Origin of the sequence: Maribacter dokdonensis DSW-8, from assembly GCF_001447995.1 — a bacterium.
Classification (GTDB): Bacteria; Bacteroidota; Bacteroidia; order Flavobacteriales; family Flavobacteriaceae; genus Maribacter; species Maribacter dokdonensis.
This window is the reverse complement of sequence record NZ_LDPE01000002.1, coordinates 260,727-279,010: the sequence shown is the minus strand read 5'-3', so window position 1 is coordinate 279,010 and position 18,284 is coordinate 260,727. Positions and strand designations below refer to the sequence as shown.

The 18,284-nt window shown below is 33.1% G+C and carries 17 protein-coding genes and 1 pseudogene; 11 read left to right on the top strand and 7 right to left on the bottom strand.

Annotation, left to right across the window (positions count from 1 at the left end; genetic code table 11):
• Positions 1-5 precede the first annotated feature (5 nt).
• Genes I600_RS10835 through purD form a run of 8 tightly spaced genes read left to right on the top strand, consistent with a single transcriptional unit; the run spans position 6 to position 9,127 of the window.
• Complete coding sequence (locus tag I600_RS10835) at positions 6-1,091, top strand: glycosyltransferase (protein WP_157490887.1); 1,086 nt, start codon at positions 6-8, stop codon at positions 1,089-1,091.
• A 10-nt stretch (positions 1,092-1,101) separates the two neighbouring features.
• A complete protein-coding gene (locus I600_RS10830; protein ID WP_058104557.1) occupies positions 1,102-2,133 on the top strand; it encodes an EpsG family protein in 1,032 nt (343 codons plus the stop codon).
• Positions 2,130-3,251: a glycosyltransferase gene (locus I600_RS10825; protein ID WP_058104556.1), complete on the top strand. Its 1,122-nt coding sequence runs from the start codon at positions 2,130-2,132 to the stop codon at positions 3,249-3,251. Before I600_RS10830 ends, I600_RS10825 begins: the two co-directional genes overlap by 4 nt.
• Complete coding sequence (locus I600_RS10820) at positions 3,229-4,314, top strand: glycosyltransferase (RefSeq protein WP_058104555.1); 1,086 nt, start codon at positions 3,229-3,231, stop codon at positions 4,312-4,314. Before I600_RS10825 ends, I600_RS10820 begins: the two co-directional genes overlap by 23 nt.
• Complete coding sequence (locus I600_RS10815) at positions 4,311-5,447, top strand: hypothetical protein (RefSeq protein WP_058104554.1); 1,137 nt, start codon at positions 4,311-4,313, stop codon at positions 5,445-5,447. Before I600_RS10820 ends, I600_RS10815 begins: the two co-directional genes overlap by 4 nt.
• Positions 5,448-5,470: 23 nt before the next feature.
• Positions 5,471-6,835: an exopolysaccharide biosynthesis polyprenyl glycosylphosphotransferase gene (locus I600_RS10810; protein WP_058104553.1), complete on the top strand. Its 1,365-nt coding sequence runs from the start codon at positions 5,471-5,473 to the stop codon at positions 6,833-6,835.
• Between the two features lie 10 nt (positions 6,836-6,845).
• Positions 6,846-7,826 carry a UDP-glucuronic acid decarboxylase family protein gene (locus I600_RS10805; protein WP_058104552.1) on the top strand — a complete coding sequence of 327 codons (981 nt, stop codon included), beginning with the start codon at positions 6,846-6,848 and terminating at the stop codon, positions 7,824-7,826.
• A 29-nt stretch (positions 7,827-7,855) separates the two neighbouring features.
• Positions 7,856-9,127 carry a phosphoribosylamine--glycine ligase gene (gene purD / locus I600_RS10800; RefSeq protein ID WP_058104551.1) on the top strand — a complete coding sequence of 424 codons (1,272 nt, stop codon included), beginning with the start codon at positions 7,856-7,858 and terminating at the stop codon, positions 9,125-9,127.
• A gap of 59 nt (positions 9,128-9,186) precedes the next feature.
• Here the strand turns inward: purD and I600_RS10795 are convergent, their stop codons facing one another.
• Positions 9,187-9,408 (bottom strand): DUF6341 family protein, encoded by a 222-nt coding sequence (locus tag I600_RS10795; RefSeq protein ID WP_058104550.1) that lies wholly within the window; start codon positions 9,406-9,408, stop codon positions 9,187-9,189.
• Between the two features lie 40 nt (positions 9,409-9,448).
• On the opposite strand from I600_RS10795, the gene I600_RS10790 reads away from it, so the two are divergent.
• From I600_RS10790 to I600_RS10780, 3 genes are read left to right on the top strand one after another with little or no spacing between them, the layout of a single operon-like run.
• Positions 9,449-10,378 carry a DUF6427 family protein gene (locus tag I600_RS10790; protein ID WP_058104549.1) on the top strand — a complete coding sequence of 310 codons (930 nt, stop codon included), beginning with the start codon at positions 9,449-9,451 and terminating at the stop codon, positions 10,376-10,378.
• Positions 10,379-10,417: 39 nt separating this feature from the next.
• Entirely contained in the window at positions 10,418-11,020 is a 603-nt protein-coding gene (locus I600_RS10785; RefSeq protein WP_058104548.1) for a DUF4254 domain-containing protein, read from the top strand.
• On the top strand, positions 11,007-12,059 hold the full coding sequence (locus I600_RS10780; RefSeq protein WP_317038730.1) for a glycosyltransferase family 9 protein: 1,053 nt from the start codon (positions 11,007-11,009) through the stop codon (positions 12,057-12,059). Before I600_RS10785 ends, I600_RS10780 begins: the two co-directional genes overlap by 14 nt.
• Here I600_RS10780 and I600_RS10775 read toward each other — a convergent pair.
• The 6 genes and pseudogenes from I600_RS10775 to I600_RS10755 all read right to left on the bottom strand — a co-directional run bounded on the left by I600_RS10775 (position 12,056) and on the right by I600_RS10755 (position 18,281).
• A complete protein-coding gene (locus tag I600_RS10775; RefSeq protein ID WP_058104546.1) occupies positions 12,056-12,673 on the bottom strand; it encodes a TetR/AcrR family transcriptional regulator in 618 nt (205 codons plus the stop codon). The two genes, I600_RS10780 and I600_RS10775, sit on opposite strands and share 4 nt — an antisense overlap.
• A 248-nt stretch (positions 12,674-12,921) precedes the next feature.
• Positions 12,922-13,977 carry an arsenosugar biosynthesis radical SAM (seleno)protein ArsS gene (gene arsS / locus I600_RS10770; protein WP_058104545.1) on the bottom strand — a complete coding sequence of 352 codons (1,056 nt, stop codon included), beginning with the start codon at positions 13,975-13,977 and terminating at the stop codon, positions 12,922-12,924.
• 211 nt (positions 13,978-14,188) lie between these two features.
• The gene (locus I600_RS18985; RefSeq protein ID WP_082642972.1) at positions 14,189-14,524 is read right to left on the bottom strand and encodes an arsenosugar biosynthesis-associated peroxidase-like protein; all 336 of its coding nucleotides are present in this window, start codon (positions 14,522-14,524) and stop codon (positions 14,189-14,191) included.
• 240 nt (positions 14,525-14,764) lie between these two features.
• Positions 14,765-15,394, bottom strand: a pseudogene (locus I600_RS10765) (metallophosphoesterase family protein); the annotation flags it as partial.
• Positions 15,379-16,719, bottom strand: a complete 1,341-nt coding sequence (locus I600_RS10760; protein ID WP_058104544.1) for an SLC5/6 family protein — start codon at positions 16,717-16,719, stop codon at positions 15,379-15,381. The gene I600_RS10760 and the pseudogene I600_RS10765, both read right to left, overlap by 16 nt.
• Positions 16,720-16,856: 137 nt before the next feature.
• The gene (locus I600_RS10755) at positions 16,857-18,281 is read right to left on the bottom strand and encodes a SusD/RagB family nutrient-binding outer membrane lipoprotein (RefSeq protein ID WP_058104543.1); all 1,425 of its coding nucleotides are present in this window, start codon (positions 18,279-18,281) and stop codon (positions 16,857-16,859) included.
• Positions 18,282-18,284: the final 3 nt, after the last annotated feature.

The following is an 18,284-nucleotide window of genomic DNA, read 5'->3' as shown; positions in this document are numbered from 1 at the left end:
TAAATATGAAACTGAGAGTCGTTTTTTTACTACCATCACTTGGCGGAGGCGGTTCTGAAAGGGTTTTCATGAATTTGTGCAAGTATTTCAATAAAGATAAGTTTGAAGTTACTTTGTGTCTCTTAAAAAAAGAAGGTGAGTTTTTGCCTCAGATTGAGGAGGACCCAACTATTTCCATACATGATTTAAAAGTGTCAAGAGTTCGTTATTCGATTTATCCAATCATAAAATTTATCAGAAAGGAACAACCGGACATAGTTTTATCTACATTGGGTCACTTGAATGCAATGATATCAGCTGTTTCTTTTTTAATTCCAAGAAATGTTAAGGTAATTGGTAGAGAATCTAATATTGTAAGCAAAAGCAATCATAATAGAATCACGATTCTTTTTTATAAAATGTTTTATAAGAATTTTGACAAAATTATAGTTCAAAGTGATGATATGGAGATAGATCTAAAAAATCTTGTAAGAAATTTAAAAGAAAATCAAGTTGTAAAAATTAATAATCCAGTTGATTTAAAATATATACAAAGTCTTAAGCAATCTACAAGCGTTTTGCTTCCTCAAGACAAAATTAATTTAATATCTGTAGGTAGTTTAACTTATCAAAAAGGATATGATTTGCTTTTTAAATCTTTTGCGAAATTTGAGGATAAAGATAAATATCATATTTCTATTATTGGAAAAGGTAAGTTAAAGAATGAGTTAATTGAATTATTAAAAATATTAAACATTGAGAAACATGTTTCGTTACTTGGTTTTCAAGATAATCCTTATAAATACATATCACAATCATCAATATTCATTTCAAGTTCTAGATTTGAGGGTTTTCCAAACGTTGTTTTAGAATCTCTCATCTGTGATGTTCCGGTTATTGCAAACAATTATAAAGGCGGTATTAATGAAATTATAAATAAGCCAATTTTTGGTCAAATTATAGATATAGAAAATTCTGAATTATTAGAAAGAACTTGTAACAAGATACTTTCTAAAGACCATTCAAAAGATAAAATTAGCGAAGAAGTGAATCAAAGATATGGTATAACTTCTATTGTAAGCAGATATGAAGATTTAATACTGAACATGTAAATTATTGCACATGATAAATTACATTGTTCTTTACTTATATTTTTTTTCAAATTCTCTGCTCCAAACGATTTTAAATAAAAGAATTAAGGGATTAATATTCATTGCTTTTATAGCTATAGTTTTTGTGCTTACTATAAGAGGAAGCCATGGTGTTGATACTGAAATTTACTTGACATTTTTCAATGATATTGGCAAAAGGGTAAAGGGTTATGACGGTTTGGACTTGGGCTTTTTATATATTTCAACGTTGATTAAAAAAATTTATAATAATGAAATTTTCTTTTTATTCTGTATTGCTTTCATTTCAGTAAGTTTAAAATTAAAAGCGGCCCATAAATTATCCCCATTGCCTTTGGTCACAGCATTTGTGTTGTTTGGAACGTATTTTTTATCGCTTGAAGCAAATCAGATTAGACAAGCAATGGCACTTGGAATAGGTCTTTTTTCACTTCATTATGTGATAGAAAGAAAGAAGACTTCGTTTTTTATATGTATCATCTTAGCTGCAACATTTCATGTTTCGGTCATCATATTTTTACCGGTTTGGTGGTTATATGATTTAAAAATCAAAAGAACTACTCTTTTAGCAATACTTGGTATTTCATTTTTATTTGTCTTTATATCCTTAATTGAGGTATTTCAATTTGCTGTCAGGTTCAGCTTTTTTTGGGGAGAATTTATTTTTTCGAAACTTTTGAATTATGCTTCTAAAATGGAAAGAGTAGGTTTTTCTCCTATTCAAATTTGGTATATTTTAATATCTATTATTTTTATTACAGAAAAGAAAAAAATCAACGATCCCAAATATTCGTTTTTATTGAACTTGTTCATAATTGGAATATCGCTCAATTTTTTCTTAAATAGTTTTTCCTATATGATACGAATTACTTATTACTTCATAGCTGTTGAAGGTTTTTTGTTGGCATATTTAATTAAAAAATCTGAAATGGTAACCAGAATACTATTGTTTCTATTAGCTGCTATTATGCTAGCGCTAAAAAATTATAAGTACATAAATGCTAACTTAGAATATTTTCTATGAAGAAGGTACTTCATCTATTTCCTGCGTATAAAATAGGAGGCGCCCCGGTAAATGTTTTAAGATTCATTAAAGGAAGTAAAGATAAAATTCGCAATTATGCTGCTGCCTGCAATATTGATGGAAATTTGTTTAACAAATATGTTGAAGCTACTGATGATAGCTTTGATGTAAATTTAACTAGTATTAAACTAAGCTCGTATCTTAAATTGCTCCGAACAGTAAAAAATGTCAAGCCTGATATTATACATGCTAATGGTAAAGGCGGGGCATTTTATGCGTTTTTAATTTATATATTCTATAAGGTAGATATTTATTATACGTTTAGGGGATTTCATATTAAGTATTCTGGAATTAGACATACATTTCATATGCTTTTTGAAAAATTATTTTCTTATTGTTATGTAAAGGCTATTGCAGTTAGTCATTCTGAAAAAGAATTGTATTTAAAGACTACTGGGGTGAATGATATAAAGGTAACGGTAATCGGTAATGGAGTAGACATTTCTAAAATGCAATTACCAAGTGAATTACAAGGTGTTTTAGATAAATATAAAATTAACATTGTAAGCTTATCTAGAATAGACCCTGTCAAGGACATTGTTACAATGTTAAAGAGCTTTGCATTACTGAACAATCAAGATACGGCTTTGCATATTATGGGCGGATTTTTAGATGGTGATATATTGTATAAGGAAAAAGTGGAAAGTACAATTAAATCATTAAAATGTAGCGATAGGGTGTATTTGTGGGGGGATATGCCTAGTGCGGGTAATTATATACATAATTTTGATTTATATTTGTCAACCTCCTTGTCAGAAGGTTTGCCAACTTCAATAATAGAGGCTGGACTAAGCAAAATACCAGTAATTGCATCTAACTGTAATGGGAATATTGATTTAATTAAAGATTTTGAAACAGGATATTTGTTTTCTAAAAAAGATATAGCAGGTCTTGTTAGTAAACTTCAATTAGCTATAGATCAACTAGGATCTGTTGAACAATCAGAGATTTTAATTAAAAATTTGAATCAAATGCATTCATATTCTATAGATTCTCATGTTAATAAATTAATAGAATTATATATTAATAAAGGTATTGAAGGTTTTACAAGTAAATAAATATTATTATCCAGATATTGGGGGTGTGGAGACTGTAGTAAGTCAATACGCTCAAGCTTTAAAAAATCTACACAAGGTCAAGGTTTTGTGTATTCATAAAAATTTTACTTTTAAGACGGTAAAGGAAAATATTGATGGGGTTGAAATAGTGAGGTGTTCTTCTTTTGGAACTTTTATGTCTATGCCACTTTCAGTTTCTTTTTTTTATCATTTCTTCAAATTATATAAATCTCATGATTTATTTCATTTTCACGAACCGTTTCCATTGGCATCTTTACTTTCGTTGTTTATTAGTAGTAAGAGAAAGATTGTTGTTACATGGCACAGTGATATTATAAAGCAAAAATCTTTAAAACGACTTGTAGAGGTTTTTCAATCACATTTATGCAAGAAAGCATCTATTATAACTACAACGTCCCCTAATTTGCTTAAATTCTCGAAGGTTTTGAAAAAATTTGAGAATAAAGTATCAATATTACCTTTAGGGATTAATTTGAATCCAATAGATGAAAAGTTATCAAAAGGAGAGTATATTTTATGTTTAGGAAGACTCTCGTACTACAAAGGTATTGATGTCTTATTACAAGCCTATTTGAAAGCTAAAACAAGAAAAGAACTATTTATAGTAGGTGATGGAGATAAAGATATAGTGGAGTTGATCACAAAGTATCAAAATAAATCCACAAGAAAAATCAAGTTTATAAATCAATTTGTCAGTGAAGAAGAGAAACGGAATTTATTAAAAAAATGTTTGTTTTTCGTTTTTCCCTCAATTGCTGCTAGTGAAGCATTTGGGATTATTCAATTGGAGGCGATGTCTTATGGCAAACCTGTAATTAATACTAATTTGCCAACTGGGGTCCCTTTTGTGAGTCTTGATAATGTTACAGGAATTACAGTTGAACCTTCCAATATAATAGAATTAGCTCAGGCTATTGATAAATTGTCTTTTGATAATCAATTGGTTGATTTAATGGGAGAAAATGCAAAAAAAAGAGTAATCTCTCATTTTTCAAATGTAAAAATAATGACAAAACTGCTTAGAATCTATGATAGTTTATGAAGCTAGATAAGAACTTTATTGGGTTTTACATTTTTGCATTAGTTTTACCCTTGCCCTTACCTTTGATTGTATTGTCAATTGCTGCAGGTTTATTGATTTTAAACTGTTTTTTTTTAATAAAAAAACCAATTGGTATTGATTCTTTGTCTTTGTTGTTTCTTTTGTTTTTCCTGTCTGATTTATTGTCCTTGGTATTTTCTGGTAGGAGTTTTTTTGAAAACACTATTATAAATGATGTGAAGATTATTTGTTCTGTTCTTCCAATATTGATTTTTAATATTAAGGATAAATTAAAATTAAAGTCAATACAAAAATCTATTTTAGATATTTTTACAGGTGGTGTTTTAGTTTACATAGTATATTGTATACTTTATTATTTCTATTTTATTTATACGCACCCAAGGTATACGGTTCAAATTGACAATTATTTATTTTGGGCAATAGAAAATAATTTTCCTGGTACTTTTCATAGATCTTATATTGGTGCTTATATAGTTTTTTCATCTGTATATGTGTTAAGAAATTTTCTTAGGCTAAAGAATGTTAAGTTAAAAGCGCTATATGGTCTTATTTTTTTACTTGAATTATGTGCTATATTTTTTTTAGGTTCAAAATTAACCATGGGTATTTTTTTATTAGTTAATACGCTCTTGTTATTGAAAAACTACAGGGTCTTGGTAATCCCATTATTTTTAAGTGTTTTGGTTGGTTTCTTTCTTATTAAAGAATGGATTTTCAAATCACTAACAAAATCATATTATGACAGGACTGTGTTTTTTTCAAGATCTGTTGAAATAATAGACGAGAATTTTTTATTTGGAATAGGAGAAAAGAATATTTTAAAGCATACGGTTACAATAAACGATGTGGTTACAACACTAATTCCACATAATTCATTTTTAAAAGAACTTTTGTCGAACGGATTTTTAGGGTTTTCTATATTAACTAGTTTGTTGGGATATGTAATTTATTTAGCATTTAAAACCAACAATTCATTGTTTCAATATTTTTTAGTTTTAGTAATAAGTTTATGTTTAATTGAAGATTTTATGTATTTGCAAAGAGGTCTTTTCTTTTTTATTTTCTTTACTGTTTTCTTTTGCAATACAAGTATTAGGAAAAATTTAGTATAAATTGCGAATCTTTAATTAGTGTTATGCCCAATCCTTCAATTTTAAATTCAATAGAACGTAAGTTTATTCTCTTAGTTGGGGATTTGGTTATTATAATAGCAAGTCTAAATGTTTTTATCAATAATGCTATTGATATTGAATTTGCGTCTTTTAAATTAAAGGTTATAATAACTGTATTTGGAGTGTTTTCGTTTCTAACGCTTTCTTACATTTTGGATTTATATAATCTACAGAAAACCTTAAAAAGAAAGTATGTTGTTTCACAGGCACTGTATATTACTGCTTTATTTGTTTTCACTGTTTTTATATTTTCTGTATTGTTTTTTGACACTAGTTTTTGGAGAATTCCATTGCTGGTCTTCCTAATTCTAACACCAATAGAAGTTGCTCTTTGGAGATTGTTCTTTGTAAATGTTTTTAGAGTTATACCTACGACTAAAAATGTATTACTAATTTATGATAAGGAAACAGAAAAACATTTTAGGGAAGTAACCTCTTCTATTGATGGCGGCGATGTTGAAACTTTTTATAAGGTAAAACTGACATATAATCTTAATCAGCACAATGAAATAAGAAATAAGTTTTTTGTTGCAACAGAAAAAGTCGACTCTTGGATAGTGAATATTAAAAATTATAGTGATTTTCCGGATGATTTGGAAAAACTACTTTTAAAATCCATTTTAAAAGGCAAAGAGGTTATATCCTATACTTCTTTTTATGAAAATACTTATGAAGCATTACCTATACAATCTCATAATGACAGTTTTTATGAAATATTGCAATTAAGAAATAGAAAAATTAGGTATTTACATACAATATTTAGTTTTATTGTGAATCTTATTCTATCGATTTTTGTTGGTTTGGTCTTATTGTTCTGTATTCCGGTGGTTTTTATTTTGAATTTCTTTTTTAATAGAGGACCTTTATTTTATACTCAAAAAAGAGTTGGGCTTCATGGAAATGAGTTTAAAATTTATAAGTTTCGATCAATGGTAGTTAATGCTGAAAAGGAAGGGGCCAAGATGGCGGTAAAGAATGATGCTAGAATAACTCCATTTGGAAGAATATTGAGAGTATTTAGAATTGATGAGTTACCTCAAATATTATCGGTTATAAAGGGCGATATGCAATTTATTGGACCAAGACCTGAGAGAAGAGTTTTTGTTAACCAGTTGAATTCGTTAGTACCTTTTTACGGTACTCGTCACCTTATTAAGCCCGGTATTACAGGTTGGGCTCAAGTTAAGTATAAGTATGGAGAGAATCTTGAAGATTCTATCAAGAAGTTGGAATATGATTTATATTATATTAAAAACCGTTCGATAACTCTCGATTTAAGAATTATTTTTAAAACTGTAACTACAGTTCTTTTTTCAAGAGGTATATAACTAAAATAATATGAAAAAAATACTAATAACAGGCGCTGCAGGGTTTTTAGGTTCTCATTTATGCGACCGTTTCATTAGTGAAGGGTTTCATGTCATCGGGATGGACAACCTTATTACAGGTGATTTAAATAACATTTCTCATTTGTTTCCATTATCAAATTTTGAGTTTCATCATCATGATGTAACAAAGTTTGTTCATATTTCTGGTAAATTGGATTATATTTTGCATTTTGCCTCTCCAGCAAGCCCCATAGATTATTTAAAGATTCCAATTAAGACATTAAAGGTTGGTTCTTTAGGTACGCTAAACTTACTTGGACTTGCAAAGGAAAAGGATGCAAGAATTTTGGTGGCGTCAACTTCTGAAGTTTATGGAGATCCGTTAGTACACCCTCAGAACGAAGAATATTTTGGTAATGTAAACCCAATAGGACCGCGTGGAGTATATGATGAAGCCAAGCGCTTCATGGAGTCCATTACAATGGCTTATCATAGACATCATGGACTAGATACTCGTATTGTTCGCATATTTAATACCTATGGGTCTAGAATGCGTTTAAACGATGGTAGAGTGGTTCCAGCATTTATGGGTCAAGCGTTACGTGGAGAAGATTTAACGGTTTTTGGAGATGGTTCTCAAAGTCGTTCATTTTGCTATATCGATGACCAGGTAGAAGGAATATACCGATTGTTATTCAGTGATTATACAGATCCTATTAATATTGGAAACCCGCACGAAACTACCATTAAGGAATTCGCCGAAGAGATTATAGCATTAACAGGAACTAAACAAAAAGTTATCTATAAGCCTCTTCCTCAAGATGATCCTACGCAGAGGCAACCTGATATTAGTAAAGCTAAAGAAATCTTGGGGTGGGAACCAAAGGTACATAGGGCAGAAGGACTAAAAATCGTATACGATTATTTCAAATCGTTGTCTACAGAGGAATTACAGAAGAAAGAACATAGGGATTTTTCGACGACAAGATAAATTATGCAATAAACAAGGTTATTTATAAAATGAATATTTTAATATTAGGATCGGGAGGTCGCGAGCACACATTCGCATGGAAAATAGCACAAAGTGAAAAAATTTCTAAACTTTTTGTGGCGCCAGGAAATGCAGGAACTAATAAAATCGCAACGAATGTACCAATTGGTGTAAATAATTTTGAAGAAATCAAAAAATTGGTTTTAAAAGAAAATATTCAATTGGTGGTAGTTGGTCCAGAGGATCCTCTAGTTAATGGAATCCATGACTTCTTTTTAGATGATAACGAGTTAAAAAATATTGCTGTAATTGGTCCGGAAAAGTTGGCGGCTACTTTAGAGGGTAGTAAAGAATTCGCCAAAGAATTTATGATGCGCCATCAAATTCCTACCGCTCAGTATAAAAGTTTTACTTCAGAAACAGTTAAAGACGGATTCAAATTTTTAGAACAGCTTAATCCTCCTTATGTATTAAAAGCTGACGGACTTGCCGCTGGTAAAGGTGTAGTTATTTTAAATGATCTTGATGATGCCAAAAATGAACTTAAATCTATGTTAGTAGACAAAAAGTTTGGCTCAGCAAGTGCTACTGTAGTTATAGAGGAGTTTCTAGACGGAATTGAGTTAAGCGTTTTTGTGCTTACAGATGGCGATTCGTATAAAGTGTTACCTACTGCAAAAGACTATAAAAGAATAGGAGAGGGTGATACCGGATTGAATACGGGAGGTATGGGAGCTATTTCCCCTGTTCCTTTTGCTAATAAAGCTTTTATGGACAAGATAGAGCAGCGAATTGTAAAACCTACCGTAGAGGGGCTTAAAAAGGACAATATGCCGTACAAGGGTTTTATCTTCATAGGTCTTATAAAAGTTGGAGATGACCCTAAGGTTATTGAATACAACGTTAGAATGGGAGATCCTGAGACAGAGGTGGTATTGCCACGTATTCAAAATGATATGGTCGATTTATTAAAGGCCGTAGCCGACCAGAAACTATCTGACATAGAATTACAATTGGATGAAAGAACCGCTACAACGGTTATGACCGTTTCCGGTGGTTATCCAGGGTCTTACGAGAAAGGTAAAGAAATTTCTGGTATTGAATCTATTGAAGATTCCTTGGTTTTTCACGCCGGTACTACGCTTAAAGAAGGTAAGGTCGTAACCAATGGTGGTAGGGTAATGGCAATAACTTCTTTTGGAAGTGATTTTAAAACTGCACTATCTAAGTCTTACGAAAATGTAGCGAAGCTTTCCTTTGAAGGTATGAACTATAGAAAAGATCTTGGATTTGATCTTTAACAATTACTTATTTCATCGGATTTCAATTTATAAAATCCGATGAAATAAATGTATTTTATTTATAGGTAAGAGTGAGAAGTACTTGACTTGTCTTCTTCTCCCTTTTCATTGTATTTTTTCAACTCTAGCATCCAATACACAAATGCTACTGAACCTATTAGCATAAATATCCAATTAAGAATATTTGCTAATGCCCAACTATCAGTAAAACGCAAAAAATCCAACGGTGCAAACAATACATTTACGAACAAATCCGCGATACCTTCAAAAAATGATTTCATCTTATTACTATATTTACCAGCAAAAATATAAAAAGCTTAGATGATTTCAAGCATTTTTGAGAAAACAAAACCGGTGAATTTCATAATTCTTCTGGTTTTTTTGTTTCTATTTTATTGGTCGGTTCAATTTTACTTGTTTGATTTTGAAATAAGTGAAGTGGAAATCATGCCATCTATTGGTATTTTAGCCATTCTTCTTTTCAGTGTATTCGTTGTTGATTTCATTGTAAAACGCAATAAACTTACTGGTACGAATTCTTATGCCATATTATTTTTCACGTTACTTTTTGTGGTCTTTCCAGAAACTTTGGGTGATAGTAAGGCTATTTTAACCAGTTTTTTTCTTCTATTGGCCATGAGGCGTTTGCTGAGTATTAAATCCTTGAAGAATATTAAGCTAAAGATTTTTGATGCAGGTCTATGGATCTGTATTTCAAGTGTCTTTTACGAATGGGCACTGCTATATTTACTTTTAGTATTCGCGGCAATTTATATCTATGAGCCTAAGAATATTAGAAATTGGATGGTAATTTTATCTGTTGGTTTTTGTTTTTTTATGATTCTTTATGGAGTTGTCTTACTTCTTGATAAGCCTAATTTTATAGCTGAGCATTATGATTTTGCAATTGATTATGATGCCATTTTTCCAATAAAATGGTGGACCAGCTTAAAAATGACGCTTTATGCTCTATTGAATATGGCAATGGCATTTTCTGCATTTATTCACCTAAGTAAATCTGGTGTCGGTAAGGTTATTGTTATGAGGTTAATTGCATTTTCATTTATCATTGGTCTGGTAGTGAATATTTTAGTGACCTCAGATAACAACAATGCGGTCATAATAACTTTTTTCCCATCGGTTATCTTTATTGTAAATTATCTTCAATCTATTAAAAAACCTAAGTTTTTAGAGCTTGTAATCATTTCTAGCATTGTAGTTCCGTTAATAGTCTATCTGGTCAAATTATAGGTTACAACTATAAACTTTATCTTTGTAAAAAAGGCTCATATGTTTAGCGAATTCGCGTTTAAAATTTTTAATGACAGTATTGAAAAATATCATGTAAAAGATGATGTTTACCAAAGTTTTGAAAACCCCTATTCCAAGGAGGAGATTGAGCATTTATTATATAGAAAAAATTGGATCGATACGGTTCAATGGCATTATGAGGATATCATTAGAAATCCGGACATTGATCCTACCGATGCTTTGGTTTTAAAACGTAAAATTGATGCCAGCAATCAAGATAGAACAGATTTGGTAGAATTTATAGATAGTTATTTCTTGAAAAAATACCAATCGGTAGAAGTTAAGCCAAACGCTACTATCAATACAGAGAGTCCGGCTTGGGCAATTGATAGATTGTCCATATTGGCATTAAAGATCTATCACATGAAAGTAGAAGCAACAAGGTCAGATGCTGCTTTGGCACATAGAGAAAAATGCCAGGCCAAGTTAGAAGTTTTGTTGGAACAAAAAAGTGATCTTTCACAAGCTATAGACCAGTTACTTGCTGACATTGAAAGTGGCATTAAGTATATGAAGGTCTATAAACAAATGAAGATGTATAATGATGAGGAACTAAACCCCATCCTTCGTGGCAATAAATAGTCATAAACACATTTTGGTCATCCGACTCTCCGCTATGGGAGATGTTGCTATGTCGGTTCCTGTTATCACAGGTATTGTTAAAAAATATCCTCAGGTAAAAATCACTGTTCTAACAAAAGCATTTACTGTTCCTATATTCAATAATATATCTAATGTTTCAGTTTTTAAGGCAGATGTAAAAGGTAGGCATAAAGGAATTTTAGGTCTTTGGAAATTATACAGAGAGTTACAATTATTGCAGATTGATGCAGTTGCGGATATTCATAATGTTTTACGAAGTTCAATACTAAAACAGTTTTTTAGGTTATCAGGTATTCCATTTGTACAATTGGACAAGGGTAGGGCAGAAAAGAAAGCCTTGATAAATGCCGATAGAGATGTTTTTAAGCCGTTGAGATCCACTTTTGAAAGATATGCCGATGTATTCGGCAAACTGGGCTATCCCATTGGTAAAAACGAAATGGAGACCATGTCTAAAAAACCCATGTCTAACGATTTTGCCACTTTGCTTGAAAACCATACCCGGAAAGTTATAGGTATAGCCCCTTTTGCTGCTTTTAAAGGAAAAATGTATCCTTTAGACTTAATGAAAAAAGTGGTTTTACAATTGGATCGTTCAGAGAGCTATAAACTGGTGTTATTTGGCGGTGGTATCAGCGAAATAGAAATTCTTGCTTCATGGGAAAAACAGTTTAAAAATTGTATTAGCGCTGCGGGAAAGCTATCATTTTCAGAGGAACTCGGCTTCATATCCAATCTTGACCTTATGCTCGCCATGGATAGCGGAAATGCGCATTTGGCAGCCATGTATGCTGTGCCAACCGTAACAATTTGGGGGGTTACCCATCCTTATGCTGGTTTCTCACCTTTTAATCAGCCTCAGGAAAATGCCCTTTTATCCGACAGGAGTCTGTATCCTGCTATACCAACTTCTATTTATGGAAATAAGTACCCTGAAGGTTATGATAAGGTCATGGAAACCATAAAACCAGAAACCATCGTTCAGAAAATAGTTGATATTTTAAAACCTACAATTTAAGGGGTGGTAACCTTTGCTTCTATACTTTTAAAATATTGTCTTAATTGAGACATGAATCGGTATTTTTTAGCAGCAGGAGCAGAGCTGGTCATTAATGTGCGTACTCCAAAATAAGAACTCATTAAAAAGGTTGCAGCGGCTTCGCAATCTACATGTCTGTCCAAAAAACCGTTGAATTTTCCTTTTTGTAAGGTAGTTACCAAGTTAACTTCCCAAACCGTTACAATTTCATTTAAATGTTTCATGATGACTTCGTTCTTTCCATTGAATTCAGATAAGAAGTTACTTAGAATAAAACCATAATCCATTTCATTATGTACAGCGGTTTCCATAGCATCGTCAAAACATTTTGTAATCAGCGTTAAAGGGTTCTCATGACCTTCAATGGGCTCTATTAATGTGCTGTAAATTTTACGGGCCAATAAATTCTGTATGATTTGAACAAAGAAATCTTCCTTAGAATCAAAATGATAATAAAAAGCACCTTTAGAGAGGTCTAGTCTTTTTAGGATATCGTCTATACTTGTATTATAATATCCTTGGGAATAGAACAATTCTAATCCTGTAGTCTGCATACGTTGCATGGTAGCCATGCGCTTTAAGCTCTTGTTCATAATACTGAGATTTGGGTATTTAGACCATATGGTCTGTTTATAGAACTTGAGATTTATATAATTGAATGGAATTTATAGATGAGATGCATTTTTATTCGGTAAACGCACCGTTTACAATTGAAAAACAATACTATAGCGTTAATAAACATACTCCTTGGTTGGTTGTGGCTATAAAAATAAAAAGGTTTGTAAAAGAAAAACCGCTCAATGCATTCACTGAACGGTTCATTTATTATCGGTAATTGTTACTAAGCAACGGTACCTTGGCAGCTACTACCGGCACCCGCTGTACAGCCATAGCAATGTTGTGATATTATAATGTTTCTATCGTTTAAGATATCTTCATTATAATCTTTTATATGCTTTACCTTACTGGCTACTTTTAAATCTAACATTTGGTTAAAGTCACAATCGTACAACCAACCGTCCCAGCTAATGGAAATGGTATTGGTACACATTACATTTGCCACTGCAGACGGATTGTATGCTTCTACCAATGCATACATGTAATCTTCATAATTTTCGGATGCGATCAAATAATCCAAGAAACGCGCAATGGGTAAATTGGTTATTGCAAATAAGTTATGAAAGTCAATATTAAAATCTTCTTTAAGCGCTTTTTTAAAATCTTTCTCCATGGCAGCTTGATCTCCTGGTAAATATGCGCCAGACGGATTGTAGACTAAATCTAATTTTAGATCACTGTCAGGCATGCCATAACCCCTTTCGTTCAATTCCTGCAATGCTTTTATCGATTTGTCAAAAACACCGTCGCCTCTTTGTTTATCAGTTTTTCCACGAGTATAGTGGGGCATTGAAGAAATAACATGCACGTTGTGCTTTTTAAAGAAATCTGGTAGGTGATAATATTTCTTGTTAGCTCTAATTATAGTCAAGTTGGAACGTACAATAAAATCTTTAATACCGGCTTTAGCAGCTTCTTCTACGAACCACTCAAAATCAGGATTCATTTCTGGTGCACCACCAGTTAAATCTAAGGTGTGTGCTCCAGTATTTTTGATGACCTCTAAACATTGCTGCATGGTTTCACGGGTCATGATTTCTTTACGATCTGGACCAGCATCTACATGACAGTGTTCACAGACTTGATTGCACATATAGCCTACGTTTATCTGTAAGATCTCAAGTTTCTTGGGGCGTAATGGAAAATGCCCAATATCTGCGATTTTGTCTTTAAAATAAGGAAGCTCTCCATCAGCAAATATGCCTCCGTTCAATATTTCTAACTGCTTGTTGGAAACTGCTAAATCGTTTCCTTTTGCTTTTAATGATTTTGTAGCCATTTTTTAGTTGTTCGTTGTTCGTTGTTCGTTGTTGGCATTTTGTACAAATGCATTAAACTCTAACTTCACAACATTTAATTTCTTTTTTTGCATGGATATTCATAGCGAATATTCCATTTGCACTTTTTTTTAAACCAGCTTTAATTTCATTGTATTGCTTATTGAAGAAGGCTGTTACGAACATCCATCAACGCACAACCAACAACGAAATTTACATTGACAATTTGTTATACTTGTTCATCATTTGTACTCCATGCACCAAGGTGGCACCACCTTCAATAGCTGCTCCTACATGCACCGCCTCCATCATTTCTTCTTTGGTAATGCCTTTTTGTAAGCCGTCTTTAGTATAGGCGTCAATACAATATGGACATTTGACAACATGAGATACCGCCAATGCAATTAAAGACTTTTCTCTAGCACTTAGTGCGCCTTCTTCGAAAACCTTACCATAATAGTCAAAAAATTTGGTACCAAGCTCTTCGCTCCATTCTGTAATTTTTCCAAATTTTCTTAAATCTGCTGGGTCGTAGTACGTATTTGCCATTTTTTTCTGAGTTTTAGTTTGTATCGTATCTTTTTGTTCTTGGTTAAAATATATTGGAATTCCCTGTCCCATTTTTTCCAGTTCAGGAAGTATTTCCATATTATCCCATATACCAGATGTAAGCGTGTCTCCATATGCTTCAGGTAAATGGTTTTTGTACATTAATTTTTGAGCGGTTTCGGCATCATATTCAAATGAATGATGGGCATAAGCAACTTCACCATCTATAATATCCAATATCATATACCATACCCTTGGAGTACCATCATTTGCAGGCATACCTATTACACCTGGGTTTAGCCATACATTTTCCTTTAGAGTTTGATGAAAAGGTAACCCGCAATGACCGGCTATGATAATAGTACTATTAGTCTCTTTAAAACAGTTTTCTTTACTATCCGTGGCGTTCGACTTAAAAATGAATTCAGAGGTATTTCCATAATTTCCATGGACTACCGTTACTTTTTTACCACCATAATCAAAACTGATGTATTCAGGAATTTCATGCATCCATTCTAATGATTGCTGTGATAAATGCCCTTTGGTGTACGGAAACCACATTTTTGAAAAATCGTCGCATCGGCTACCGCTTTTAAAATCGCACCCACAATCTTCACTATCATTTGCCAATTGCAATTCTACATTGCCCGCAATACTTAAAGCGCCCCATTTTTGAAACAACTGTACCGTTTCTTCCGGTTGTGCGCAATAACCGGTAATATCACCGGTACTAATGCAGTTTTCTGGTGCAATACCGGCATCTTTGGATATGTAAATTAGTTTTTCCAAAGCTTGTAGGTTGCTGTACACACCTCCAAAAAGCAACAGCTTTCCTGTTTTAGTGCCCAAATGTTTTATTTCTTTATCCATGTAGGTATCATATAAACGAAAAGGCAGCATAAGATGCCCCAAAAATTAATCCATAATAAATTGGCATACTTGCCAGTGGTAAATATTAAGCTATCTGGAAACCAATTGAAAATCAATAAAAAACCGAATAACAATCCGCAGAAAACACTTAAATGAAAACTGATTTTAGGAGCACTACCTTTCCAAAATAAAAAAACGGGGGTTAAACCGATTACCATTGTACCGCTAATGGTGGTGGCAGATAATATTTCAGCATCTAAAAAGACCGGAACCGTACCCAATACTGCTACAGCGACCATTGACCAACGACCAAATTTAACCGTGTTGCCAAGGTTTAGGTCAAGAGCCAATAATTTGGAAAAAGATGAAAAGGTAGAGTCCAAGGTCGATGCTGCCGAAGTGATCATAATAAAATTGATGACCAATAGTATAACCGTACCAAATGCCTTACCTACTTGAACAGCTGCCTGGCCCTGCATACCCTGCGATTGTGCATAAACACCTATAATGCTGAATAGAACAATGCAAATAGCTCCAAGTACACTTGCCCACAGAAAACTTTTCAATGTTACTTTAGGACTGCTAATAAAACCTCTATCGGTCAACACGGGATCATGAAAAGGGTAGCTGAACGATTGCAACAAGGCAGCGAACAATAAATTCAGCCCGGTTTCAAAAGACCATATGCCAGAATTTACTACTTCGGATGTGGTTATAGCATTGTCTTTACCAAAGATGGTGAACAATATTACCGCTAATAGTATTGAAAATAGCCCCATTTGGACAACATCGGTAAAAATGGAACTGCTCATGCCGCCTTTTAGAACATAGGCAAGGGTTAAACCTGTAAATACTAAAATGGACCAATAGTAGGCGGTAGTGCCCATATCACCAAAGTAAGAACCTATGACCATGGTATTGCTCCATACTTCATTGAACAAACGAAAAGCAATCAATATGGAGAATATAGTTACGGCAGTTTTACCAAATTTTGAGGTTAAAAAATGATGTATGCTAGTATACTTACCGTGTAGCCTCATTTTATAAATGACAATACCTGCCACGGCAAATGATAAATAATAGCCTGCATAGGCTACACCACCAACAATACCAAAATCCAGACCTAAATTTGCAGCGTTGGTGATACTTTTGGCAAATATCCATGAGATGATAAGGCTGCCCATTAACATAAAGGTATTGGGCGCTTTCTTCTTTTGCACGGCTTTAAAAAACTGATTGGTATCTTTTGCCCACGGTGACAGTAAGAACAACACCAAACTAGATGTGATCACCAATCCCCATTGCCAAATTTGTACTTCAGTCATAAATTTAATTTATTCGTAATTTTAAGCTTCAGCAAAAAATTCCTTTTTTTCCTAACTCCTAACTCCTAACTCCTAACTCCTAACTCCTAACTCCTAACTCCTAACTCCTAACTCCTAACTCCTAACTCCTAACTCGGTTATTCATCCCACCACACAGGTACATTAATACTATTACCATCCGTGTTATTTGAAGCTTGGGTATAATTGGCATTATTTAATGCTTCTTCTTCAGATGGATAAGGCATACGGGTAGGTATCAAATTATTGTTTAAACTGGCCGATATTGTTTGCAATTGCGGAAAACCCGTTCTTCTATACTCTATCCAACCTTCATAACCGTTTATTGAATTTGCAATCCATTTTTGAGTAATGATGTTCTCTATAGTATTGCCGTTATCAAACGGGGCATCTTCTGTTAGGTAATTTTCAGGTAGTTCTACCTGCCAGTAGGCAAATGCCTGTGTTACGCCGGTATTGTATAAAGTTTGGGTATCTGCAGAAATGAATCCTCTTTCAGCAGCTTCGGCCAACAAAAAGTGGGTTTCCATACTGGTCATAAAATTCGCATCCAATAAACCGGTGTTTTCCCTAAAAATGGTACCTAATAATGAGTAGTCTGCCAATGATACCCCAACTGATGCATCTATACCGTTTAAAAGCCCATTGTATTCACCATCTGCACTGTTGGCAAAAGGTTGGTACAGACGACCAATACGAGGATCGTTCAAGTTGGTCAAAATTTCATCCATAGTTTCAGAAAGTACATAGTTGTTAAAGTCCCCAACCCTAAGTTGCGCAAGTCTAAAACTATTAGGTTCACCATCGGTAAAGTTGAAAATGGCATTTTCTTCATTATCATCAATGAAATTACCTTCACTTACTATGGTCTGTAATTGCGATGCAACATCTATTTTATTAGAAACCCTCATCAAGTATTTTATCTTCAATGAATTTGCAAAACGAATCCATCCATCTAAATCACCATTAAAGAGAATATCTCCCTCTAAAGCTATGGTACCTGAATAATTCTGAATGGCTAAAATCCCTTTGTCAAGATTGTCAAAAACACCACCTTCATCCATGTAAATTGACTCCTGAGTGTCATAGGACGGAGTAACCGTTTCTGTATCTCCTTGAAATGCTTCTGAATAGGGAGCATCACCAAATAAATCTGTTAACCCGGCCGCCATGTATGCCTTCATAATTCTTGCCGGACCTTCATAAACGGCATATGCAGCATTCTCTTGGGACAATTTTAATATGATTTCATTATCCCTTAAGTTTTGATAGAATATAGGCCACGGATTACCACCTAATTGGGGTGACTTTAAATCATGCCTGTCAAATAAGTTAAAGTCTAGAGCGGTACTATATTGTCCTAGTAGGTTACCGGCAGTAAAACCTTCATATGACATTTGTTCCCCATAGTCATAAATTACCTGTCTTAACAAAAGACTAGGTTGTACGGTTACGGGATCATTTGTGTTCGTATTAATTTCCTCAAAATCTTTTGTGCAGCCAATGACCAACAATAAGATTAAAATGCTATATATATGTTTCATCTT

Excerpts from the sequence above, each read along its gene's own strand:
- I600_RS10795 (WP_058104550.1), bottom strand. The coding sequence starts at position 9,408 with ATGAAATCATTTTTTGAAGGTATCGCGGATTTGTTCGTAAATGTATTG.
- arsS (WP_058104545.1), bottom strand. The coding sequence starts at position 13,977 with ATGGCTACAAAATCATTAAAAGCAAAAGGAAACGATTTAGCAGTTTCC.
- I600_RS10815 (WP_058104554.1), top strand. The coding sequence starts at position 4,311 with ATGAAGCTAGATAAGAACTTTATTGGGTTTTACATTTTTGCATTAGTT.
- I600_RS10805 (WP_058104552.1), top strand. The coding sequence starts at position 6,846 with ATGAAAAAAATACTAATAACAGGCGCTGCAGGGTTTTTAGGTTCTCAT.
- purD (WP_058104551.1), top strand. The coding sequence starts at position 7,856 with ATGAATATTTTAATATTAGGATCGGGAGGTCGCGAGCACACATTCGCA.
- I600_RS18985 (WP_082642972.1), bottom strand. The coding sequence starts at position 14,524 with ATGGCAAATACGTACTACGACCCAGCAGATTTAAGAAAATTTGGAAAA.
- I600_RS10790 (WP_058104549.1), top strand. The coding sequence starts at position 9,449 with ATGATTTCAAGCATTTTTGAGAAAACAAAACCGGTGAATTTCATAATT.
- I600_RS10810 (WP_058104553.1), top strand. The coding sequence starts at position 5,471 with ATGCCCAATCCTTCAATTTTAAATTCAATAGAACGTAAGTTTATTCTC.
- I600_RS10755 (WP_058104543.1), bottom strand. The coding sequence starts at position 18,281 with ATGAAACATATATATAGCATTTTAATCTTATTGTTGGTCATTGGCTGC.
- I600_RS10830 (WP_058104557.1), top strand. The coding sequence starts at position 1,102 with ATGATAAATTACATTGTTCTTTACTTATATTTTTTTTCAAATTCTCTG.
- I600_RS10760 (WP_058104544.1), bottom strand. The coding sequence starts at position 16,719 with ATGACTGAAGTACAAATTTGGCAATGGGGATTGGTGATCACATCTAGT.
- I600_RS10775 (WP_058104546.1), bottom strand. The coding sequence starts at position 12,673 with ATGAACAAGAGCTTAAAGCGCATGGCTACCATGCAACGTATGCAGACT.
- I600_RS10825 (WP_058104556.1), top strand. The coding sequence starts at position 2,130 with ATGAAGAAGGTACTTCATCTATTTCCTGCGTATAAAATAGGAGGCGCC.
- I600_RS10835 (WP_157490887.1), top strand. The coding sequence starts at position 6 with ATGAAACTGAGAGTCGTTTTTTTACTACCATCACTTGGCGGAGGCGGT.
- I600_RS10785 (WP_058104548.1), top strand. The coding sequence starts at position 10,418 with ATGTTTAGCGAATTCGCGTTTAAAATTTTTAATGACAGTATTGAAAAA.